Source organism: Amycolatopsis sp. NPDC026612 (assembly GCF_040638285.1).
Lineage (GTDB): Bacteria > Actinomycetota > Actinomycetes > Mycobacteriales > Pseudonocardiaceae > Amycolatopsis.
The window spans coordinates 67,113-87,525 of record NZ_JBEZYB010000017.1; the positions used below are offsets into that span (position 1 = coordinate 67,113).

The window sequence follows — 20,413 nt, forward strand, 5'->3', positions numbered from 1 at the left end:
CCCCACCTGATCCGGGTGGCCGGCACTTTCTCGCCTGGACTCGAACCAAGAACCTGCTACACGACGCTGTTCTGCGGACCTGTCTGACTGAGCCTCGACGCCTTTCGCTGCGAACCCGATTCCACCTTGTCCACGTCGACCAGATCCAGCATCTTCGCGGCCAGCTCGCGCGGATCGGCCAGACCCTGATCACGACGCAGGCGGTCGAGCAAGACCGCGAGCTCGTCGATGGCCTTCTCGCGGGGTGCTCCGGCGGAGGCGATCCCGTAAGCGTACTTGCGCCATTCCGCGTCCTCGAGGAGAACGGACTCCAAGGCACGGGAGTACACGCCGGCCCAATGCGGCCCCTTGATGGTCAGGTTCAGCTGCAAGCAGTCTCCCGTGGAGTACGTCTCGTGCCACCAGCCCCGCGGAATGAACAGAAATCCGCCCGGTTCGACGTCGACATCGACACAGTCGGCCGGCATCTGGTCGGGGAACGGTGCGTGCGCGTACTTCACCTGTTTTGGGTCGGGCTGGACGCTTCCGCCGGCGAAGCAGAGGCTCGTCTGGTTGACGATGCTCCTGTTCGGGGCGAGGCGCCACTTCTTCCGGCCGTGCAGCAGCAGGGCGAAGTTGACGTCGAAATCGCTGTGCATGGCCAGCCCGCTGCTCGCACTGGAGCAGAACGACTCGCAGCTCAGAGCCGAAGGGGGAAGGCCGAACAGACCGGCGGCGTCGGCGATGAGATCCTTCAGCCCGGGGAAACTCCGCTCCATGTTCAAAAGGACGCAGGTGAAGCCGGCCCTGTAGGCCTGGACCGCATCGGCGCCGGTCGGCGCCGACCCGTAGGGCCCACCCTTCCGGCTCACCCGTACCGGCTGGTCGTACCCTCTCAGGACCTCTTCGGCCGACGCCAGCTCGGGCGCCGCGTCGAGCAGCGCGGCCGGGCGGGGCCCGTCGGGGCGGGCGTACAACCGGTCAGACCAGAAGGCGCCGACGAGTTCCTCGACCGGCAACGGCGTGATGAATTCCTCAAGACTCAGCATGGCTCTCCTCAACGCGTGACGGTGCCTTCGCGGAGCCGCGCGATCATCCGATTGGTGGTCCCCAGCGGAGTTTCCACGTCGACGGTGTCGTCGGCCTCGATCGTGCTGTTGCGGGCGGCCGCGTGCGGGTTCCACTTCTCCAAGCCCTCGAACGGGGTCGTCTCGCCCGGCGTGTGCTCCGGAGAGCGGCGGTAGGGGTTGATCCCGGCGACCGGCCGGCCACGCACCAGCAGCGGGTCGAGGTACAGCCCGTCGCTGCGGATGGTGGTGCTGGTCGGGATGTGGCCGATGTCCGGTCCGCACCGCCGCCCGGCCGACGTGTTCGGCCCCGAGCAGTGCAGGAGGTTCGGACGGTGGAATTCGATGTCGCCCAGGTTCAGCTCGATGTCGACGATCCCCTGCTGCTGTGTCCACTCGTCGACGAGGTCTCCACTCGCCCGGCGCCGGCACCGCCCGATCTGCCGGACACCGGCAGGGCCGGCGGCCCCCTGCGCGGCGCCGGCGCGCCAGGCATCCGGCCGGTGTGCGTCCCGGCGCGCCCACACGCGCAGGCCATCGAGCCACGACGTGCACTCACCGCTGCCGACGGTCGCGCTCACGGGCGTGCCTGCTGGTTCGATACGGCCCATTTGAACGCGCGATGCCATTGCTCCTCACCGAAAGGGGCCGCCGCGGACGGCGTGTAGTCCATCGGCGTCAGCGCGATCAGCTCGACCTCGCGCCCGGCTCCGAGGGATTGCGCCAGCCACGCGAAGATGTCCTCGATCACGCCGTTTCCTCGAAACGCCGAGCGGATCCGCATATCGTGCAGCAGCAGCCGGCGCGCGGCACCCGGGCGCATGCGCGCCAGTTCGGTCACCGAGAACGCGGCGACCGGCTCACCGACCGCCTCGACGAGGTAGTGCGTCGTGCCGGCGGCGGGCCTGGTGAGCCGGGCCGCGACCTCCGCCGGATCTCCATCGGGATGGAACGACGCCACGGCCACGACGTCACCGGCTGTCGCGGGGCGGACCTGCCGGGACACATCAGCCTCAGCCACCGGCGACCGCCGACATGATGAGCACGGTCGCGCTCGGCGCCGCGACGACGTCCGGCGAGGACAGGTCACGGATGTTGGCCTCGTCCACGAAGATGGTGATGAACGGCAGGACCTTCCCGGAGCTGTCCAGCAGCTGACGCCTCAGCGCGGGATGCCGGCTGTGTATCTGTTCCGGCACTTCTGCGGCCGTTCCGCTGGGCACGGTGAAGCTCCGCTCGTTCGCGGCGAACCGTGGCGGCGCCGACGAGAGGGGAACCTTGACGCCGGACATGACGTGCTCCTTCGGGTGTCGGTCGGGGTGGGACGTGTGCCGATAGGTCTCCCAGTCGCGGATCGCCGTCGCCAGCTGGGTCTCGTAGTCCACGTCGGCGATGAATCCGTGCCCGCGGCCCCTGTCGGCAACCGTTCGGCCGGCGCACGCGAATCCTCGCTCAGCAGGGTGCTCCGGAGTCCGGCGAGCAGGGCGGTGAAAGTCTCGATCGCCTCTTCCCGCCGGCTTCCCTCTCCGGCGATTCCGCCGGCGCAGCCGCGCCGGCCCGCATCCGCGAGCAGGTGGGAACGGGTGGTCGGCGTAGCTGAGCTGCACCGGATCCGGCCGGGTCCGGTCGCCTGCGAAACACATGCTCGTCTGGTTGACCGTGCTGGTGTTCTCCGCAAGCTTCCAGCGCTTCCGCCCGAAAAGCAGGAACGCGAAGTCGACGTCGAAGTCGCTGGGAACGGCGACGCCGCTTTCACCGCTCGAGCAGAAGATCTCCGACGTCACCGAGCCGGGCGGCAGCCCCGGCCACCGGCATGCGTCGCCGAGCAGGGCCGGCAGGGCCGGCAATGCGCGCTCGACGCGGCGCAGACAGCAGGCGAATCCGGCGCGGAGTGCCCGCGGAGCGTCTCGGCCGATGGGCACCGATGCGCGTGACCCGTTCTTTCGCAGCGATGACACCGGATGCCCGAAAGCCTCCAGCGTCCGGACCGCATCGACCGGCTCAGATATTTCTTTCGCAAGATCGAAATCCCATGATTCGACGATTTGCACAAATGCGCGTCCCGACCAGTGGATCCGCAGGAAAACTGCCACATCCAACGGCGCCAGCATACCCGCGAAACCCACCATATTTCCCCCCAAGCGAACGGCTTCACCTGCATCCCCGCGACATCGAGCCTGACACAGCGGGTGGATGGTCGTCAAACATCCGCCGGTCACGCCGACCGAAACCCCATGATCACCCGGTTGGATCAACACCCCGGCGAAATGCACACTCGGCGTAGCAGAGCCCTCTAAAGACAGGTCTCGTCATCCGTCATATCGGACATTCAGTGTGTCGTTACCAACTTTCGGATTGTCGGCCGATTTGGCTGGACGATCACCGGGGGCTGTGGTAGTTTCGGCATCGATCACGCTTCGAATGGGGTCATCGAGGCGGATCTCTTCAGGGGGTCTGTTATTTCAGAACTGGCTCTAATTGAAGATATTTATCAATGACCCTATTTCCTTGTAAGTCATCGATGGGAGAAGCCATGCCCGCAGAAACCCGCGAGATGCACGAAGCGCCGAGCGCGGTCGAGGAACTCACGAAGGACAACTTCGAGACCCTCTTCGGCGACACCCCGCTGACGATCACCGACAGCGAGGTCAAGGACTGACGTCCGAGCGTCAGCGCACGGTTTTCCGGACTCGTACAGCTGGGCCCGCATGGCGGGTTCGGGGTAACTGAGCAGTAGTGGGGGGCGGGGCATGGGGGCTGTTCACGTGTACGTCGGGCCGTCGTGCCCCGAACCTCTCCTGCTGCACCACCGGCCGGACGCCGTTCTGCACGGGCCGGTCAAGCATGGCGACCTGTTTTCGCCGGACATCGGCGCGGGAGACACCGTCGTCATCGTCGACGGAGCCTATCACCATCGACTTGCGTTGCGGCACAAGGAAATTCTCGACGCTCTGGCCCGCGGCGTGCAGGTAGTGGGCGCCGCGAGCATTGGTGCGCTCCGCGCCGCCGAGCTGCCGGGCAGCGGCATGACCGGCGTCGGGCAGGTCTACCGGTGGTATCGGGACGGCGTGTTCGACGGCGACGACGCGGTGGCCGTTGCCCATGGCGAGACCGGTTCGCGCACCGGGATGAACGTGCCCCTCGTCAATCTTTACGCCGCGGTCCTCGCGGCCGAAGACGAAGGCGTCGTCGAGTCCTCGGTGGCCATCGACCTGATGGCGGCCTGGGAGGCCGTGTACTACCCGACGCGGACCCCCGCCCGGGTGCTCGCTGTCGCACAGAGCGCAGGCGCGGAGAGGTTCGCCCGCTGGTGCCGCGCCCGCTGGGCCGACGATCCGGCGGCATTCGACCAGAAACGCCGCGACACACTCGACGCGGTCGGGCTCGCAGGTTCCCGGGACTTCCCGCGCGAAAAGCCGGTCAGGGCACGCAACCGCGATTGGCGCACCGAGTACCACCGTCGCTGGCGGTCCCGGTTCGCCACCGACGACCACCGTCCGGCGCCCCACCACAGGCTGGCGTACCAGCAGCTGTTCAACCCCGATTTTCCCGCGGTGTGGTGGGACTTCCTGCACCGCACCCACGAGCCGGGCGACTTCGCGGCACACGTGTGCGCGACGCTGGGACCGCAGGCGCGGGACTGGCTCGCCGATCCCGCCTCGCAGCACCGGGTCACCGCCGTCATCTGCCCGCTCCCGGACCTCGGCGACCGGCGTCAGCGTGAACTGCTCCTGGCCGGCGAAACCGCCGAAGACCGCTCGGTCGTTGAAGCATGGCTCGCGGCGACCCGCCGTCACCTGGCCGAGTACCCCGGCCGCAGCTTGACGCAGATCCCGGAATCGACGTGTGCCCGGCTGCTCGCCGAGGTCTGGCCGGGACGGGAGCCCGCTGCCGAATGCGGTCGCCGCGGGCTGCCGTCGCTGCGACAAGCCGGAGCCGCTCTGCGTCCTCTCGTGATCGGCTACCTCACCGACGCGAAGGAGCCGGCCGGTGTCTGACACGCTGTTGCCGGGGACCCGCCGGGCCGTGGCCCCCGAGACCACCTGGGCCCGCGTCGAGCCGCTGCTGCCGGAGTACGGCATCACCCGGGTCGCCGACGTGACCCGGCTCGACGACATCGGTATCCCGGTCTTCATCGCGATCCGGCCGGAGTCCGAAACGCTCGCGGTGTCCCAGGGCAAGGGAGCCACCCCGCTACTGGCGAAGCTGTCCGCGGTCCTGGAGTCGATCGAACTGTGGCACGCCGAACGACCCGCGCCGCGGTCCTTCATCGAGCTGCCAAGCCGGCTGGACCTGCCCTACCGCCTCACCGACCTGAACGTCCGGGACACCGGCCTGGCGCTGGAAGCGCTTCCCGTGCAGTGGCTCACCGCCCGTTCACTGGCCGGCGGTGCCGCAGTGCCGGTGCCGCTCGACGTCGTCCGGCTCTCCTACAGCGGCGAGCACTTCCGGCGGCCGCGGATCTTCCAGACGAGCAGCACCGGGCTCGCCTCGGGCAACACCTTCGCCGAAGCGTGCTTGCACGCTCTCTGCGAGGCCATCGAACGAGACGTGCTGACCACCACGAGCGCGGGACAGTACCTGGACCCGGCGGCCGTCGACGACCCCCACTTGATCGCGCTGCTGGACCGGTTGCGCACCGCGGGCGCCGAGTTCGAGCTCGTCCACCTGCCCAACCGGTTCGCGCTGCCGACGTTCGCCGCCCGGGTCTGGTCTCCGCTTTTCCCGGTAGTGTGCTCGGGCTCCGGCACACACCCGGATCCGTGCGTCGCGCTGTCGCGGGCAATCACCGAAGCTGTGCAGAGCAGGCTGACCGAAATCACCTCGACGAGGGACGACATCCCGTCCGACTTCGCCATGGACGCCGCCGCGACCGCGGACCCGGGCTTCCGGTCCGGGACCACGCCGCTCGCCGAAGTCCGCAACGAGTACCCGGAGGGGTTCGATGGCTGGGACGAAGAGCTCGCCGACGTCACGACCCGGATCGAGTCGACGACCGGCCGCCCTCCGCTCGTGGTCGACCTGTCAACCAGGCCGGAGCTCTTCCACGTGGTCAAAGTGGTCTGCCCCGGGCTGGCCTACACCAACGGCCGAATGCTCGCTGCCTGATGGGGACGCCGGATGACCGCACTCGGACCGCCCGCGCTGGTTGTCGCGGGCCTGCTGACCCATCAGCTCGGCCGGCTGTGGGAACAGGGTTTCGCAGGGGTGCACCTCAGCTACGCGCCGGTCTTCGCCGTCGGCGCGCCGGCGTGGGTGACCTGGACGGGTCAGGTCGTCGCGCTCCCGGCGGCGCTGGCGGCCGTCGTCGCACTCCCGGGTTCCGCGGGACCGCTCGTGGCGCTGGCGTGCGTGCTGTGCTGGCTGGGTACGGTCCAGCGACGGCTCGCCAACCACTGCTGGCTCGGCGTGGTGGCCCTTACCGTACTGGTGTTCGCCCCACCGTCGGCACACGCCGTGGTCGCGAGGGATCTGCTGGCCGGGCTCTATTTCTCGGCGGCGCTGTTCAAGCTCAACCCGGAATACCTGTTCACGGCACGCAGCGCCGGCCGCGTCGTCACTCGCTTCTACTTGGGCCTTCTCGGTCTGCGCGTGCCACCGGCGCTGCTGCGACCGGTGCCCGTGCTGGTGATCCTGGCCGAGTTCGTCACCGGCCTTTGCCTGCTCGATCCCGGTTTCGCTCGCGTGGGCCTGATGCTGGCGATTGCGATGCACCTGGCCTTCGGCGTCTCCGGCAACTTCGGGTTTTCGACCGTGGCCATGGTGCTGTGGGCGATCGCATCGGCCGCCGGGCCCGGTGGGGTGGCCGTGCCGCCGGCGAGCAGCGGATGGTGGGCCGCGATCCCGGTGTCCGCGGCGCTCGCGGTGCTGCTGGGCCGCACGGCCGCCGGAGAGCGGACGCCGGGCTTCCTCGCCAAGGACCTCTTCCAGGGTGCGACGTTCGGTGCGGTGTGCGCGATCGCGCTCGGGACGCCCGCCGACCGCGCGCACTGGACCGGCACGCTGGTGCACGTCCTCGTCGGCGGGCTGTTCGCCGTGAACTTCGCGCTGGTGCTGACCGGCGCGAAGCTCGAGTGGAGCTTCGCGATGTTCTCCAGCCTGCGGCCGTTCGGCCGGTCGTGGCTGCAACGCCGCCTGCTCACCGACTGGCCCCGGTACTACGTGCTCACGCTGCCGGACCGGATCCCGGCTCCGCTGCTGGACGCCGTCCGGCCCGAGTTCCTGTACCAGGCGACCAGGCCGGAGAACGCCGTGCACGAATCCGTCGTCCGGCGGCTCGAAGCCACGGCCAACCGGTACGGCGCCACGCTGGCGCCCAGAGTGGTCGAACCGGGCGACGGCGAGCTCGTGCCGAGCACTCGCGCGAGCCAGCCGCCACCGCGGCGAGCCGTGTTGCTGTTCCCGGCGATCGTGCCCAGAAGTTTCACGAAGCACTATCTCGGCTGAGGGGGAGGTCGATGTGAGCACCCGACGTGACCGGTTCACCCACCGGGCGGGCTACCGGCTCGAGTACCTGGTCAACGAGCCCGAGGAGCCGGCGGACCCGTATCTGCACGTCCTGTTCCACGGCTTCAGCGCGATCGAGCGGCACGTGCCACCGGTGTTCGCGCGCAAGCAGTGGCGCGGCTGGCAGGACTCGGTGTGCCTGTTCCTGTCCGACCCGATCCACTTCGTCACCCCCGACTCGGGCTGTGGCTGGTTCCTGCTGGGCGAGGACGAGTTCCGGCCCCGGATCTTCGAGCTGCAGCAGAATCTGCTGGCTCGATTCGGGTTGCGCGGCACCGTGTGGCACGGGCTCTCCTCGGGCGGGTACGCCGCACTCCGGTACTGCGTGCGTTCCGAGGGTCCCGCGCTCGCGTTCGTCGTCTCGCCACACAACGACCCGGTGATCCTGCCGCAGTGGCACCGCGAAGCCGTCCCGTACCTCGGGCTGCCCGGCTGGGGCCCGCCCGAGGTCACGACCAGCGTGCTCGAGCACTGGTCCGGCGACAAGTACCTGCACGCGATGCTGTCGGAGAAGGACTCCTACTTCGGGCTGAAGCACCTGAAGCCGATTGTGGCAGCCCTCGACGGGCAGCCGAACGTCCGGGCAGTGGTCCTGCGTGACGGCCGCGGCCACGGCTTCATCTCCGACGCCGACTACGAAACCCAGCTGGCGAAAGCGAAACACCACTGGGAAGCTCACCGTGCCATCGCCGCGACCGAAAGGAACAGCGCATGTCCGACGTCCAGGTAACCCTTTCGGCGCCGCTGGCGCGCTTCGCGGCGAACGAACGAAACTTCACCGTCCACAGTGGAACTCTGGACGAGGTGCTGGCCGAGATCCACACCCGTCACCCACAGCTGGAGAAGCGGCTTGTCGACGGCTCCGGGAAGGTCCTGCCGTTCGTCAGCATCTACCTGGGCGAGGACAACATCCGCGACCTGCCTGCCGACGGACTGACGGTGCCGCCGCGCAGCAGCGTCCTGATCATGTCGGCGGTGGCCGGTGGCTAGCGGACCGCGCGTGGTCCGCCCGGCCACCGCCGAGCTGCGGCTGTTCCATCCCCTCTTGCACGACCCGAAGATCCCGGGACGCCGGGTCGAGCTGATCGCCCTCGCCCCACCCGGATACCAGCCCTCCGCGATGACACGGACCGGGCTCGTCGAATCCCACCACGCGGTCAAGTGGGCCGTCTCCGAGGACGTACGCCGATGACCGTGACCGAGGACCGGGAATACACCACGTGGCTGGCGGGGTTGCGCACCTGGGCCGCGCACGCCGCGGACCGCCCCGGCGCCTGGCGCAGCGCGGGAGCGCAGGGCCTCTTTTCCCTGCCGGTGGAAACCGGGTCCGGCGGCGCCGGTGCCGGCTACGAGGCGACCTGCCGGGCGATCGAAGCGATCGCCGAGGAGACCGGGGAGTCCGGCCTGCCGTTCGCGATGTCCGCCCACCTGTGGGCCTGCCAGGATCCGCTGGCGGCGTTCGGGACGGCGGCGCAGCGCACGGCGTACCTCGGCGCCGCGATGTCGGGAGAACTGGTCGGTGCCTTTGCGGCCACCGAGTACGACGCCGGATCGGACCTGCTGTCTTTGCGGACCACGGCGACGCAGCCGGACTCCGGCTCGTGGTCCCTGAACGGCACCAAGATGTTCGTCACCAACGGCCCGATCGCTGATCTTTTCCTCGTGCTGGCGCGAACCGGCGAGGGAAGCCCGCTGAGCGCGCTCAGCGCGTTCCTGATCCCGAAGTCGGCAGCGGGCCTGACCGTCGGCCCGGACATCGAGAAGTCCGCCCTGCCCGACGCCAAGCTGAGCACTCTGCACCTGGACAACGTCACCGTGCCGGCGGAAGCGTGCCTCGGCGGTGCCGGCGGCGGGTTCGCGGTGCTGATGCGCGCCATGCGCATCGAACGGGCGTTCATCCTGGCTCCGGTGCTGGGCCTGATGGCCCGTGCCCTGCGCCGGGCCGTCGAGCACGTCAAGACCCGGGAGCAGGGTGGCGGACCGCTCTCCTCGTACGACACCATCCGCGCCCGGATCGTGCGCATGCACCTGAGCCTGACCACCGCGCGGGAAACCCTGTACGGCACGGCGAGGCAGGCGGACGCGGGCACGCTGGACCACCCCCGGTCGTCGTTGACCAAGCTGCTGGTGAGCCGCGAGTTCGGCAGTTTCTGCGCCGAACTGTCCGATGTGTACGGTGGCTACGCGCTGCTGCCCGAGACCGGCGTGGCGCAGCTGGCCGCCGACGCGATCGCCAGCCGTTACTACTCGGGAACTTCCGACATGCAGATCAAGATCATCGCCGAAGGACTGGGACTGTGACAACGCAAGACTCCGTACTGGACATCGTGCGAAGCGCGGTGCAGGACGTCGCGCCGGGCGCCGAGCTCACCGACGACCTGCCGCTGATCGTCGAGCGCATCATCGACTCGCTGTCGCTGCTGAAGGTCGTCACGCGCCTGGAGCAGGACCTCGGCGTCCGCATCCGCGACGTCGAGGTACTGCCGCGCAACTTCGAGACCATCACCGCGATCCGCGCCTTCCTGGCCACCAAAGGGCATTGATGAACAGGCTGGAAGACGACCTCCGGACGACCGCGGCCCGCCACGGCGACCGGCCCGCCGTGTTCGACGGCACAACGCGCCTGAGCTACGCGGAGCTGGCCGCAACCGCCGAAGCGATCGCGCAGGCGCTGACCGCCCGCGGGGTCGCCGAAGGCGACTGCGTGGTCTGGCACGGCGCGAAGAACGCTGCCGCGGTGGCGGTGGTGCACGGCATCCTGCTGGCGAAGGCCGGGTACGTGCCGGTGGACCCGGACGGCCCGATCGCCAGGGCACGCCTGATCGCTGACACTTGCCGTCCACGAGCACTGGTGGTCGACGCCGCGGCACGCGACCAGTGGGCCGAAGCCGGCACGGACCTCGCCTGGCAGCCGCTGTCCGGCGTCCCCGGACCGGCGGACGCACTGTGGTTCGCCATCCCCGGCACCCCGCCGCGGCCGGCGCTGCCGGACCTGGCCTACGTCCTGCACACCTCCGGCAGCACGGGACGCCCCAAGGGGGTCGTGCACACCCACCGCAGCGCGCAGGCGTTCGTCGACTGGTCCGTCGCCGAGCTGGAGCTGACCGCGGACGACGTCATCGTCAACTCGGCCCCGCTGCACTTCGATCCCTCGACCCTGCACCTGTTCGGCGCCGCACGGGTCGGCGCCGCCGTCGCGCTCGTCCCGGCGACCGCGGCCACTTTTCCCGCGACCTACCTGCAGTTCTGCCGCGAGGCCGGCGCCACGGTGCTCTACGCAGTGACCTCGACGATGGCGTGGCTGACCCGCCGCGGGCGCGAACTGATGCCCGGGCTCGACGCGCTCCGAGCGGTCGTCTTCGGCGGCGAGGTGATGCAGCCCGCCGACATGAACGTCCTGCTCGACGCGTGGCCCCGCGCCCGGTTTCTGAACGTGTACGGGCCGACCGAGAGCAACGTCGCGACGTTCCACGAACTGCGAACGCGGGAAATACCGCCGGAGGGCGGGGTTCCGATCGGCCGTCCGCTGCCCGGGACCCACGTGCTCGTCGTCGATCCCGGGCACAGTCCCGTAGCACCGGGCAAGCCCGGGGAACTGCTCGTCCGGGGCGCCACGATGATGGCCGGCTACCTCGACCCCGACGACACCGCACGGGCTTTCGTCCGTACCGCAGACGGCCTCGAGTGGTACGCCACCGGCGACCACGTCCGGACCGACGAGACCGGTGAGCTGGAGTTCATCGGCCGGCGCGACGGGCAGATCAAGTCACGGGGCTTCCGGGTCGAGCTCGGCGAAATCGAGCGGCACCTGCGTGCCATCGACGGAGTCCGCGAATGCGTGGTGGTGGCGACACCCCAGCCCGTGGTCAGCACCGTGATCACCGCGTTCGTCGACGCGCCCGAGCACGTCGCGCGGGCGTTGCCGCAGCTGCTGGCCGACCGCGTCCCGCACTACATGATCCCCGAGCGCTTCATTGCGGTCGCAGGGGAGCTGCCCCGCAACGCCAACGGCAAAGCCGACCGGAACCGCCTGGCCGGCCTCGCCGCCCAGCCGTCGCTGGACGATGTTGCCGGGTTCATCCCGGTCCGCTGAAGAAGGATGGAAGAAGTGCAATCAGCCACCGAGGACGAGATCCCGGAATACGTCGAGGTCGTGCGGGTCCCGGCGTTCCGGTGGCTCTGGGCCGCGAACAGCTTCCGGTACTCGGCGGCCCAGGTCGCCGGGTTCGCCCTGCCGATCACGACGGTCCTGCTGCTGGGCGCCGGGCCGCTGGCCATGAGCTTGGTGTTCGTCGCTGCCCGCTCGGGCTACCTGCTGCTCGGGCTGCCTGCCGGGGTGTGGGTGGACCGGTGGCCCAAGCGCCGGGTGCTGATCTCGGCCGACCTGGCCTACATCGTGGCGTTCGGCAGTGTCCCGGCGGCCTACCTGCTGGGTGTGCTGTCGGTGGCGCAACTCGTCGTGGTCGCCTTCGTGGTGAGCGTCGCGAGCGTGTTCTTCGACGTCGCGCACACCAGCGTGCTGCCTTACCTGCTGCCGAAACGCGCCATCGCGGACGCGAACGCCCGGCTGCAGACGTCCGAGAACACGATCCAGGCGGTGTCGCCCGGCGTGGCGGGCGCCTTGACCCAAGCTGTTGCGGCGCCGCTGCTCTACACGTTCGCCGCGCTGGGCCACTTGTGCTCCGTGCTGCTGGTACGCCGGATCCATCCCCAGGACCGGAACCCGGCACCGCCCGCACAGCGCAGCTTCCGCCGGGAGATCGCCGCCGGGATCCGGATGCTGTTCGGCCACCCGCTGCTGCGGGTGTTCCTCACGCAGGCAGCGCTGATCAACCTCGGGGCCGGGATCATGCTGTCCCAGTTCCCGCTGTACCTCCTGCGCGACATCGGCATCCCGCCGTGGGGCTTCGGTCTGCTCTCGACGGCGGGCGCGATCGCCGGGGTGGTGGCATCACTGGTGGCACCGAAACTGCGCCGCAGGTTCGGCGAGGTCCGGATGACGCTGGTGTTTTCGGCGTTGGCGCCGGTCGCCGTGCTGGCCGCACCCCTGGCCGGGATCCTGCGGTCCGCGGCGATCCCGCTGGCCGCGCTGGCGGAGGTCCTGATCGGCTTCGTCATCGTCGGCCGATCCGTGGCCGCGGCCGGCATCCGCGCCCGGGTGACGCCGAACGAGTTCCTGGGCCGCGTCTCGGCGGCCAACAGCGTGGTCACGCAAGGGGCGACCCCGCTGGGTGCGCTGCTCGGCGGTCTCGTCGCGAGCGCGTGGACCCTGCCCGCCGCGCTGTGGCTCGGCGTGCTGGTGATGACCGGCCCGCTGGTCGTGCTGCTCACGTCGCCGCTGGCCGGGCACCGGACCCTGCCCGCCGAATGGGAGGTCGAACGATGACATCGCTGCTGACCGAGCTGACGATCGGGGACGCTTTCGGCAACGCGGTCACCCGGGCGTGGCGGGACCGGCCGGTCGTGCCCGGTGTGGGGCACGAAACCCTCGAACGCGACGACGGACTGCTCGTCGTGAACGACCTGTCGGTGTACTTCGCGCCGTCCGGCAGCTGGGGTCTCCCGGACCGGGTCGCCGCCGAACGCGCGACCGGGCGGGTGCTCGACGTCGGGTGCGGCCCGGGCCGCCACGCACTGCACCTGCAAGAGCGCGGGCACGACGTGCTCGTCGCCCGGTGCGGCGGCGGTGGCGCGCGAGCGCGGGGTGGCGGTGCGCGAGCTGGGCGTCCAGGACGTCGACTCCACGCTGGGCTGTTTCGACACCATCCTGCTGGGCGGCCAGAACATCGGTCTGCTGGAGAGCCGGGAGAAAGGGCCGGACCTGCTCACCCGGCTGGCCGCGGTGACGGCGCCCGGCGGCCGGCTGCTCGGCGTCGCCAACGACCCGTACTCGCTGCGCAGCCCGTGGCACCGGGCCTACCTCGACCGGAACCGGGAACGCGGACGGCTGCCCGGCCAGCAACGTTTCCGCCTGCGCCACGGTGTCGTGGCGACCTCGTGGTTCGACTACCTGACGCTGTCGGTCCCCGAGCTGGAGGACCTCGCCGGGCCGACCCCGTGGCGGCTGACCGACGTCGTCCGATCCGGACACCAGTACTTGGCGCACTTCATCCTCGCATGAGGCGCTGGGGAGGAACCCAAGTTCGCACGTCAAGGAGGCACCGATTGAACACTTTGGAGAAAGCGGCAGCGGAATACGAGGAGCAGGGTTTCAGCATCATCCGGAACGCGGTGCCGCCGGACCTGCTCGACGAGACGAAAGCCCACGTCGCGTGGCTCACCGAGCGCTACCCGGACCTGCGCCCGGAGCACTTCCACCACCCGCTGATCCGCAACGACGCGTTCTGGGTCCGGCTGGTCTCCGATCCCCGGCTGGTGGACATCGCCGAGTTCTTCCTCGGCCCGGACATCGCCTGCTTCACCGCCCACTACATCTGCAAGCCGCCGTTCGACGGGCAGCCGGTGCTGTGGCACCAGGACGGTGCCTACTGGAAGCTCGACCCGATGCGCGCGCTGACGGTGTGGGTCGCCGTCGACGAGTGCACGAGGGAGAACGGCTGCCTGCGCGTGATCCCCGGCAGCCATCGCCTGCCCCTGCACCAGCCGACGCGGAAGACGGACTCGCCGAACATGCTGTTCTCGTCCTCCGAGGAGGACGTCGTCCGCGAATGGTCCGAGCGGGCGGGAATCGTCGACATCGAGCTCAACCCGGGCGACGTCGAGATCCACCACCCGAACATCCTGCACTGCTCGGAGCCGAACACCTCACCGCGCCGCCGCTGCGGCCTGGACATCGGGTACATCCCGGCGAGCACGCGGATCCTCAGCGACGGCCTGTACCTCGACCCGATCCTCGTCCGCGGCAAGCCCGTCGACGGGACGAACACCTACCGCCGGTACCCCGCCTACGTCCCCGGCGAGACGATCCCCTTCGCCGGTCAGGAGGAGTGGAACGAGCAGATCGCCGTTCGCAACAACGCGATCACCCCAGCCGTGGACGGCGAGGCCGAGACCCCGCTGGACGCCACGCACCGGATGATCGACCGGCTGCGCGAAGGCACGGTCAGGCGGTAGCAGGCGTTCGCCGTCCGAGTGCGGACGAACCGAAGGGAGGGAAATCCATGAACGACAGGAGTGCTGTGTCCAACGGCTTCGCCCTGGACTCCGGCGTGGCCGAGTGCGTCACCCGCGTCCTGGCTGACGAACACGCGGCCAGAGCGGGCTTCTACGCCTTTCACGAGGCGGATACGGTCGATCCTACCGAGTTCGTGATCGGGTGGTGACCCGGCGGTGAGCGACCTGTTTCCGGCGTCCCAGAACGCCGGAAACAGGTTCCCGGACAACATTTCCAGGGGGACCGATGTATCGCATGACGTCCAGTCTTCGGATCGCGCCGCTGGCGGAGACACTGGTGAAAGCACAGGCGATGGCCGAGCACCTCGGCATCGTCCGGGTCACCGACACCACCTGGCTGGACTGCATCGGCGTGCCCGTCTTCGCTGGCATCCGCCCGGATTCCCGGACGCTGTGCGTCAACGCGGGCAAAGGGGTGCACCGGGAAGAAGCCCGCGTCGGTGCCTACATGGAGGCGATCGAGTTCGCCAGAGCCGAACCGGAGAACAACGACGTCGAAGTCGTGGTCTCGACCCCGCGTGAGATCCAGGCCCAGGCCACGGCCCGGTTCGAATTCGTCCAGCTGTGCCCGGTGCTCGGCCGGTCCGTCGCCCCCGATGAGCCGATCGCTTGCGTCCGCGCACACGACATCGACACCGGTGAACCGGTGCTGATCCCGGCGGAGCTGGTGTTCAACCCGATGCCGCCGGACGGCGGGCAAGCCGTCTTCGGGACCGGTTCCAACGGGCTCTGTTCGGGCAACTCGGTGGCCGAAGCGACCGTGCACGGGCTGTTCGAGCTGCTCGAACGCGACGTGCGGTCGTTCAACTACGTGCGTGACGACTCCCGGCTGGTCGACCTCGGCTCGTGCGGTCCCGACCTGCAGCAGCTGGTGGACCGCTTCGCGGCATCGGGGTTGGAGGCGGTCCTGCGGTACACCCCCGCCGAATTCGGTTTCCCCTACTTCGACGGTTTCGTGCTGGAGCCGTCCGACGACGCGCCGATCACGATCGCCCACGGCGCCGGGCTGCACCTGATCACCGAGATCGCCGCCGTCCGGGCGCTGGCCGAGGCGGCGCAGTCCCGGCTGTCGTTCATCCACGGCGGCCGCGACGACCTGGTCAACCGGCACAGATATTTCGCACGGCAGGAGCCCGGCGTCGAGCGCGCGACGGTCGCCGAGGCCCGCACCCGGGTGCTCGATCCCACGGGAACGATCCGGTACTCCGACATCGTGAGCCCACCGGTCACCGCGGCCGGCCCGGCGGAAGTGATCGCCGAGATCACCGCGGCTTTGCGGGGCCGAGGGCTGTCCCAGGCGCTGCGGGTGGTGCTGAGCCTGCCGGACGACCCCCTGGCCGTCGTCCGGGTGATCGTGCCCGGCCTGGAAGTGTTCCGGCCGGTTCTGCACCGGGTCGGCCCGCGGCTTGCCCGGTTCGCCGAATCCCGGGGAGACCGCTGATGCTGACGCTCTACGTAGGACCCACCGCCTACGGCCTGCAACTGCCGGCCGGCATCGACGTCCGGCCCCCGATCCGGCGGGGCGACCTGCGCGATCTGGTCCGCACGACCGGGCCCGGCAAGGTCGCCATCGCCGACGGCATCTTCCACGCCTACCCGTCGGTCGGGCACGCGGAGATCCGCGAGGCGCTGGACGCAGGCTGGACGGTCTGGGGATTGTGTTCGATGGGCGCCATTCGCGCGGCGGAAATGCAGCACCTGGGCATGCGCGGCTTCGGGGCCGTCTACGAACGCTACGCGAGTTGTGACGACTTCGACGACGACGAAGTCGCATTGGTCCACGAGGCAGAAGCACCGTTCCGTCCGCTGTCCGAACCGCTGATCCACATCCGGGAGTTCCTGCGATCCCTGGAACTACCGGAACACGACCGGATCCTCGAGAGCCTGAAGCACCGGTGGTACGCCGAACGGACTCTGGGAGGGCTCCGCGAACTGCTCCGCGAATCCGGGCAGGCCGATCAGTCGATGGCCGGGTTCGACGCGTTCCGCCTCAAGAGGTCCGACCTCCTGCGGTTCTTCGCGGAACGGCCTTGGGAACGCGCCGCCTCGGTACGGTGACCGCCCGCCTCACTCTCGACAACGAGGCGATGATCGATGCGATCGAACAGGGTCCAGTCATGCCGATGTGACGAGCCGTTGCCTCGTCCCGCGTGCTCGTGCGACGGTCTGCACACTGCGCCTACCGGCCGCTGCCGTTTATGGAGCATAAATACTCCCTCGTTCGTGGGCATGACCGGCGACAAACAGATTGCAGCCCAGACACGCCCCCTTACTTGTACGGCGAGGGAGCCTTGCTCGCGAGGTAGTTGAACGTCTTGACCATGTACGGCCAGAAGGTGCCGTTCACGCACGAGTAGCTCGGCGTGAAGCCGTCGCACGCGCCGGGGCCTTCGAGTTCGATGGTGAACGACGCGATGCCGAGTTTGCCGTAGGCGTAGTCGTCCGAGCCGCCGGCAGCGTTGTAGAGGAGGTCGCCGGCCTGGCCGTACGGATAGCCGGAGAACGCCGACATCGCCTTGCCCATCGCGCGGAACTGGGTGTCGCTGGGAGTGTGGACGGTGTTCGAGTACTCCCACGGCAGGATGATGATGCCGGCGTAGCTGTGCAGCATCAGCGCCGTGCCGCGAGCGGTCGCGTCGGGCTTGTCGGACGCACCGTCCGCGCGGTGGTCACCGAAGAGCTGGGTCCAGAGTTGTTCCAGCGCCTTGTTCTCCGGCTCCGAATCGGAAGAACCGTTGGACGTCGACGTCGTCTGGTCACACTTGCTGGTGTTGCTCTGCCAGTGGTAGCCGAAGTTCCGGTTGTTGTCGACGCCCGGCTGGCTGCCCGCCGAATCGCCGCAGCGCGAAAGGTCCGCACTGGTGAAGTCGGCGTTCTTCCGGTGCAGCACCGGGTTGTTGCCGCCCTGCTGGACGATGTTGACGCCGTCCGGGTTGACGATCGGGACGACCCAGATTTCGGTGGTGTTCAGCAGGTTCGTCACCGTGCTGTCGGTGCCGTAGCCGCTGACGAGGTAGTTGATGTACTTGTAGGCGAGCTCACCCGTGGCGATCTCCCGCGCGTGGATCTGCGCCTGCAGGAGGAACCGCGGCTTCGCCGAGTTCGGGTTCAGCGCGCAGTCGCCGCTGACCTTCTTCGTGACGCAGATGGCTTTCAGGTCGTAGCCGCCACGCCCCTGCAGCTTCAGCCACGACTGACCGTAGTTGACCACCGTGGTGAGATCGGGGTGCGCGGCCGCAGCGGCGGTCATGTTCGCGTAGTGCGCGTTGACCGTGTGGTAGCCGCCGTCGTAGGTCTCGTCCTGCGGTGCCGCGCCGGGTGCCAGCCGCGGGGAGGCCCAGGTGGCCGCGGGGTACCGCTTGCTCACCTCGGTGACGAAGCCGAGCTGGGACAGTTCGGCACCGGTGGTCTCGTCGCCGACGACGAACAGGTCGTCGCCCTGGCGCTTGACGACGTCGAGGCCGACGGCGTCCAGCGTCCGAGCTCTGGCCAGCGCGTCGTGGACGCGGTACTCGACCGGACCGTGACCGGAGGGCGAGGTGTTCGCCTGGGCGCTGGTGCCGGTGGCCAGGCCCACCGCCGCGAGCAGCAGCGCGGCGGCGGCCGTGGTAACGGCGCGGGAGTTCCGCATGGTGCCTCCTTGAAGTGGCCGGCTAGGCCCGAAGAGTAGACGAAGCGGAGTCACCCGGTTACCGACTGGAGTAGGGAATCGACGGGGCCGCGCTACCACCTGCTCCTCTGTCGATGAGTGCGTGGTCGGCGATCATGCGGCCGATGATGAGCGCCCGCGCGGCACGCACCGACGGCTCGCCGTAAACCGGCCCCCATCGCAGCCCCTCCCGCAGGGGCCCCAGGTCCGGATCCAGCAGCACATCGGCCAGCTCCGCCGGACCGGCCGGGAAACCGGGCACCGGTTCGTCCAGGTCGGTCAGCAGTTCGCCGGGCAGGTCGTCGCCGTCCCGGGGCCACGTATAGCAGCTGCTTCCGCGCCGAACCTCCGGAAGGCTGTAAAACAACGAGATCGGAGCGCTCAGGCGCGGTGCGCCGGGGACGTCGACGGCGACAGCCAACGCCTTGTCGCCGTCCAACCATCGTGCGCTGGGGTCCACATCTGTCGGTGCAGCATGTCTTATGCCCTCTCGTCCTACCTAGCCGCCGTGGCCGCGAACCCGAAGAAATGGACGACCCGCAGCATCGCCAGTACTTTGCCACGGAACGTGAAGTGGCCGTGCTGGTTGGCCCAACAGGTCCACAGTTCACCACTCTTCTACGCCGACGCGGCGTGGTTCGGCGGTGACAACATCGAACCTGTTTTGACAGAAAACCAGAAGGCCGATTCCCGAGCCGTCGAACGGCTGCGGCACGGCGCGAGCAGCGAGTCCGTCGAGAACGGCCGCTGGCGGACGGCGGTCTGCACCGAAAGGACGTCGGCGGCGGCCGTTTCGATGAAACTGGACGCGCCCAATCGAACGACCGCGGTTATTACCGCGATCAACGAAGGCTTGGTCTGAATGCCCCTGTCGGGTCGTGCACGCCCGGCTCTTTGCTGGCCGAGGCCACCCGCAGCCCCAGGCACCCGCGCCTCGGCCGTCGGAGCTGCGCGCGGCCGGTTCCGAGATTCGGGGATACCCCGACACGGGGACGGTTCACCCGATAGGGTGCCCCCCAACGATGTCGATCTAGAAGATGTGGATGGTTGACGTGACGAAAATCCGCCGGCTGGCAACGATCGCGACCAGTGTCGTGGCAGGGGTGGCGTTGGCGGCCGGGCCGGCTTCGGCGGCGACGTCTTCAGTGGATCTTCCCGAGGGGATGACCGCCAGCTACCTCGTCGTCGATCAGGAGACCGGCCAGGCCTTCGGCAGCGACGAGCACAAGCAGTACCGCTCGGCCTCGCTGGTCAAGCTGTTCATCGCCCTCGACTACCTCGAATCGCACGGCCCCGACTACGAGATCCCGGCCGACGACCTCGCGCTGCTCGAGCCGATGCTGCGCTCCAGCAACGACGACGCCGCCAGCACGCTGTGGGTCCGTGACGGCTGGGAGGAGATCGTCAAGCGAATGGTCACCAAGCTCGGGCTCACCGACACCGCGCCGCCCGCCAGCCGCGGCAAGTGGGGCTACACCGCGATCAGCGCCGCGGACATCGCCAAGACCTACCAGTACATCCTGCACGACGCGGACCCGAAGTACCGCGACTTCATCATGAGCAACCTTGCGCAGTCGACCAAGTGCGGTTCGGACGGCTTCGACCAGTCGTTCGGCCTCCCGAGCGCGATCCCCGGCCCGAAGGCCGTCAAGCAGGGCTGGTCCGGTTTCGGCGCCGGGCCGGCGCCCGGTGAGGAATGCACGGCGGCCGACCCCGACGTGCGGCGCGTGCTGAACTCGCCGGAGGTCGAGGCCGCCACCGCGGTCGCCTCCAGCGGCGAAGGCACGTCCGGCGGCAAAGGCACGTTCAGCGCCCAGGACATCGACCTGACCAGCCGCGCCATGCACACGAGCGGCACGGTGGGCGCGGACTGCGGCAAGATCGTGGTGGTGCTGACCCTGGAGCCGACCACGCTGTCCTGGCAGGACTCCGCCGGCCGGATCACCCAGCTCACCCGGGACGTCTACGACAGCTCCACACTCTGAAAGCTCGCAGCCGGAAAGATTCGCCACTGCCGGTCCATTGTGGACGAAGGGTGACTGCCACCGTCGTGGCAGTCACCCGAGGCGGCGACCTT

Annotated in this window: 24 protein-coding genes; 18 read left to right on the top strand and 6 right to left on the bottom strand. The window is 69.1% G+C overall.

From position 1 onward, the window contains the following. Nucleotides 1–56: 56 nt before the first annotated feature. The 4 genes from AB0F15_RS18190 to AB0F15_RS18205 are packed head-to-tail and all read right to left on the bottom strand — an operon-like array spanning nucleotide 57 to nucleotide 3,157. Nucleotides 57–1,028: a cupin-like domain-containing protein gene (locus AB0F15_RS18190; RefSeq protein WP_360271257.1), complete on the bottom strand. Its 972-nt coding sequence runs from the start codon at nucleotides 1,026–1,028 to the stop codon at nucleotides 57–59. Between the two features lie 8 nt (nucleotides 1,029–1,036). Further along, nucleotides 1,037–1,627 (bottom strand): phytanoyl-CoA dioxygenase family protein, encoded by a 591-nt coding sequence (locus AB0F15_RS18195; protein ID WP_360271258.1) that lies wholly within the window; start codon nucleotides 1,625–1,627, stop codon nucleotides 1,037–1,039. Further along, the gene (locus AB0F15_RS18200) at nucleotides 1,624–2,013 is read right to left on the bottom strand and encodes a hypothetical protein (protein WP_360271260.1); all 390 of its coding nucleotides are present in this window, start codon (nucleotides 2,011–2,013) and stop codon (nucleotides 1,624–1,626) included. Before AB0F15_RS18200 ends, AB0F15_RS18195 begins: the two co-directional genes overlap by 4 nt. A gap of 46 nt (nucleotides 2,014–2,059) precedes the next feature. Next, the gene (locus AB0F15_RS18205) at nucleotides 2,060–3,157 is read right to left on the bottom strand and encodes a hypothetical protein (protein ID WP_360271261.1); all 1,098 of its coding nucleotides are present in this window, start codon (nucleotides 3,155–3,157) and stop codon (nucleotides 2,060–2,062) included. A 422-nt stretch (nucleotides 3,158–3,579) separates the two neighbouring features. Between AB0F15_RS18205 and AB0F15_RS18210 the strand changes: the two genes are divergently transcribed. The 16 genes from AB0F15_RS18210 (at nucleotide 3,580) to AB0F15_RS18285 (ending at nucleotide 16,745) form a co-directional block, all read left to right on the top strand. Then, complete coding sequence (locus AB0F15_RS18210; RefSeq protein WP_360271263.1) at nucleotides 3,580–3,705, top strand: hypothetical protein; 126 nt, start codon at nucleotides 3,580–3,582, stop codon at nucleotides 3,703–3,705. A gap of 91 nt (nucleotides 3,706–3,796) precedes the next feature. Beyond that, nucleotides 3,797–5,044 (top strand): TfuA-like protein, encoded by a 1,248-nt coding sequence (locus AB0F15_RS18215; RefSeq protein ID WP_360271264.1) that lies wholly within the window; start codon nucleotides 3,797–3,799, stop codon nucleotides 5,042–5,044. Beyond that, nucleotides 5,037–6,155 (top strand): YcaO-like family protein, encoded by a 1,119-nt coding sequence (locus tag AB0F15_RS18220; RefSeq protein ID WP_360271266.1) that lies wholly within the window; start codon nucleotides 5,037–5,039, stop codon nucleotides 6,153–6,155. The genes AB0F15_RS18215 and AB0F15_RS18220 overlap by 8 nt, the downstream gene beginning before the upstream one ends. Nucleotides 6,156–6,167: 12 nt before the next feature. Continuing rightward, complete coding sequence (locus AB0F15_RS18225) at nucleotides 6,168–7,493, top strand: hypothetical protein (RefSeq protein ID WP_360271267.1); 1,326 nt, start codon at nucleotides 6,168–6,170, stop codon at nucleotides 7,491–7,493. Nucleotides 7,494–7,506: 13 nt separating this feature from the next. Beyond that, on the top strand, nucleotides 7,507–8,283 hold the full coding sequence (locus AB0F15_RS18230; RefSeq protein WP_360271269.1) for a hypothetical protein: 777 nt from the start codon (nucleotides 7,507–7,509) through the stop codon (nucleotides 8,281–8,283). Beyond that, nucleotides 8,265–8,543 (top strand): hypothetical protein, encoded by a 279-nt coding sequence (locus tag AB0F15_RS18235; RefSeq protein WP_360271270.1) that lies wholly within the window; start codon nucleotides 8,265–8,267, stop codon nucleotides 8,541–8,543. Before AB0F15_RS18230 ends, AB0F15_RS18235 begins: the two co-directional genes overlap by 19 nt. Further along, a complete protein-coding gene (locus tag AB0F15_RS18240) occupies nucleotides 8,536–8,745 on the top strand; it encodes a hypothetical protein (protein WP_360271272.1) in 210 nt (69 codons plus the stop codon). Before AB0F15_RS18235 ends, AB0F15_RS18240 begins: the two co-directional genes overlap by 8 nt. Beyond that, nucleotides 8,742–9,854 (top strand): acyl-CoA dehydrogenase family protein, encoded by a 1,113-nt coding sequence (locus tag AB0F15_RS18245; RefSeq protein WP_360271274.1) that lies wholly within the window; start codon nucleotides 8,742–8,744, stop codon nucleotides 9,852–9,854. The genes AB0F15_RS18240 and AB0F15_RS18245 overlap by 4 nt, the downstream gene beginning before the upstream one ends. Beyond that, nucleotides 9,851–10,096, top strand: a complete 246-nt coding sequence (locus AB0F15_RS18250) for a phosphopantetheine-binding protein (protein ID WP_360271276.1) — start codon at nucleotides 9,851–9,853, stop codon at nucleotides 10,094–10,096. Before AB0F15_RS18245 ends, AB0F15_RS18250 begins: the two co-directional genes overlap by 4 nt. Continuing rightward, on the top strand, nucleotides 10,096–11,646 hold the full coding sequence (locus tag AB0F15_RS18255; RefSeq protein ID WP_360271278.1) for an amino acid adenylation domain-containing protein: 1,551 nt from the start codon (nucleotides 10,096–10,098) through the stop codon (nucleotides 11,644–11,646). The genes AB0F15_RS18250 and AB0F15_RS18255 overlap by 1 nt, the downstream gene beginning before the upstream one ends. Nucleotides 11,647–11,661: 15 nt before the next feature. Further along, a complete protein-coding gene (locus AB0F15_RS18260; RefSeq protein WP_360271279.1) occupies nucleotides 11,662–12,939 on the top strand; it encodes an MFS transporter in 1,278 nt (425 codons plus the stop codon). Between the two features lie 300 nt (nucleotides 12,940–13,239). After that, entirely contained in the window at nucleotides 13,240–13,674 is a 435-nt protein-coding gene (locus AB0F15_RS18265; protein ID WP_360271281.1) for a hypothetical protein, read from the top strand. Between the two features lie 44 nt (nucleotides 13,675–13,718). Further along, nucleotides 13,719–14,627, top strand: a complete 909-nt coding sequence (locus AB0F15_RS18270) for a phytanoyl-CoA dioxygenase family protein (protein ID WP_360271283.1) — start codon at nucleotides 13,719–13,721, stop codon at nucleotides 14,625–14,627. Between the two features lie 65 nt (nucleotides 14,628–14,692). Further along, entirely contained in the window at nucleotides 14,693–14,836 is a 144-nt protein-coding gene (locus tag AB0F15_RS18275; protein ID WP_360271285.1) for a hypothetical protein, read from the top strand. Nucleotides 14,837–14,922: 86 nt separating this feature from the next. After that, nucleotides 14,923–16,128 carry a YcaO-like family protein gene (locus AB0F15_RS18280; protein ID WP_360271287.1) on the top strand — a complete coding sequence of 402 codons (1,206 nt, stop codon included), beginning with the start codon at nucleotides 14,923–14,925 and terminating at the stop codon, nucleotides 16,126–16,128. After that, the gene (locus AB0F15_RS18285) at nucleotides 16,128–16,745 is read left to right on the top strand and encodes a TfuA-like protein (RefSeq protein ID WP_360271289.1); all 618 of its coding nucleotides are present in this window, start codon (nucleotides 16,128–16,130) and stop codon (nucleotides 16,743–16,745) included. The genes AB0F15_RS18280 and AB0F15_RS18285 overlap by 1 nt, the downstream gene beginning before the upstream one ends. A gap of 211 nt (nucleotides 16,746–16,956) precedes the next feature. Here the strand turns inward: AB0F15_RS18285 and AB0F15_RS18290 are convergent, their stop codons facing one another. After that, nucleotides 16,957–18,318: a M14 family zinc carboxypeptidase gene (locus tag AB0F15_RS18290; protein ID WP_360271291.1), complete on the bottom strand. Its 1,362-nt coding sequence runs from the start codon at nucleotides 18,316–18,318 to the stop codon at nucleotides 16,957–16,959. 58 nt (nucleotides 18,319–18,376) lie between these two features. Next, nucleotides 18,377–18,775, bottom strand: a complete 399-nt coding sequence (locus AB0F15_RS18295) for a hypothetical protein (RefSeq protein ID WP_360271293.1) — start codon at nucleotides 18,773–18,775, stop codon at nucleotides 18,377–18,379. A gap of 69 nt (nucleotides 18,776–18,844) precedes the next feature. Between AB0F15_RS18295 and AB0F15_RS18300 the strand changes: the two genes are divergently transcribed. Continuing rightward, nucleotides 18,845–19,198 (top strand): hypothetical protein, encoded by a 354-nt coding sequence (locus tag AB0F15_RS18300; RefSeq protein WP_360271294.1) that lies wholly within the window; start codon nucleotides 18,845–18,847, stop codon nucleotides 19,196–19,198. Nucleotides 19,199–19,388: 190 nt separating this feature from the next. Beyond that, the gene (locus tag AB0F15_RS18305) at nucleotides 19,389–20,321 is read left to right on the top strand and encodes a hypothetical protein (protein WP_360271296.1); all 933 of its coding nucleotides are present in this window, start codon (nucleotides 19,389–19,391) and stop codon (nucleotides 20,319–20,321) included. Nucleotides 20,322–20,413: the final 92 nt, after the last annotated feature.

What these genes read in the sequence shown, in the direction of transcription:
- AB0F15_RS18215 (WP_360271264.1), top strand. Translation starts at nt 3,797, where the DNA reads ATGGGGGCTGTTCACGTGTACGTCGGGCCGTCGTGCCCCGAACCTCTC.
- AB0F15_RS18225 (WP_360271267.1), top strand. Translation starts at nt 6,168, where the DNA reads ATGACCGCACTCGGACCGCCCGCGCTGGTTGTCGCGGGCCTGCTGACC.
- AB0F15_RS18245 (WP_360271274.1), top strand. Translation starts at nt 8,742, where the DNA reads ATGACCGTGACCGAGGACCGGGAATACACCACGTGGCTGGCGGGGTTG.
- AB0F15_RS18290 (WP_360271291.1), bottom strand. Translation starts at nt 18,318, where the DNA reads ATGCGGAACTCCCGCGCCGTTACCACGGCCGCCGCCGCGCTGCTGCTC.
- AB0F15_RS18205 (WP_360271261.1), bottom strand. Translation starts at nt 3,157, where the DNA reads ATGCTGGCGCCGTTGGATGTGGCAGTTTTCCTGCGGATCCACTGGTCG.
- AB0F15_RS18235 (WP_360271270.1), top strand. Translation starts at nt 8,265, where the DNA reads ATGTCCGACGTCCAGGTAACCCTTTCGGCGCCGCTGGCGCGCTTCGCG.
- AB0F15_RS18190 (WP_360271257.1), bottom strand. Translation starts at nt 1,028, where the DNA reads ATGCTGAGTCTTGAGGAATTCATCACGCCGTTGCCGGTCGAGGAACTC.
- AB0F15_RS18210 (WP_360271263.1), top strand. Translation starts at nt 3,580, where the DNA reads ATGCCCGCAGAAACCCGCGAGATGCACGAAGCGCCGAGCGCGGTCGAG.
- AB0F15_RS18280 (WP_360271287.1), top strand. Translation starts at nt 14,923, where the DNA reads ATGACGTCCAGTCTTCGGATCGCGCCGCTGGCGGAGACACTGGTGAAA.
- AB0F15_RS18285 (WP_360271289.1), top strand. Translation starts at nt 16,128, where the DNA reads ATGCTGACGCTCTACGTAGGACCCACCGCCTACGGCCTGCAACTGCCG.
- AB0F15_RS18255 (WP_360271278.1), top strand. Translation starts at nt 10,096, where the DNA reads ATGAACAGGCTGGAAGACGACCTCCGGACGACCGCGGCCCGCCACGGC.